The following is a 297-nucleotide window of genomic DNA, read 5'->3' as shown; positions in this document are numbered from 1 at the left end:
CGCCTCCGGCATGAGCCGCCGGCTGCTGCCCCTGCTGGTCCCGGGGATGGGTGACTGGGCCGCACTGGACCTGTGCCCCACCGGGTCGGGGGAAGGAGAGCGGATCGCCGTCCACGGCACCCGTGACGGGGAGCGGCCGGTGTACCTGGAGGAACCGCTTCCGCCGCTGTCGGAGGAGAGCCGCCGGGCGGTGGAGCGCCGCCTGAGCGGCGACGAGCCCGTCCGGGTGACCGCCGAGGGACTCGCCGCGGACCCGGACGCCCCGCTGGCCGTCCCCCTTCGGGCGCTGTTCGACCG

Annotated in this window: 1 pseudogene; it reads left to right on the top strand. The window is 76.8% G+C overall.

The features are described 5' to 3' along the window. Nucleotides 1-297: pseudogene (locus B7L92_RS42705) on the top strand (SpoIIE family protein phosphatase); the annotation flags it as partial.

Source organism: Streptomyces viridosporus, assembly GCF_002078235.1.
Lineage (GTDB): Bacteria > Actinomycetota > Actinomycetes > Streptomycetales > Streptomycetaceae > Streptomyces > Streptomyces viridosporus.
Note: the sequence above shows the minus strand (reverse complement) of the source record. Positions and strands in the feature narration are given on the sequence as shown.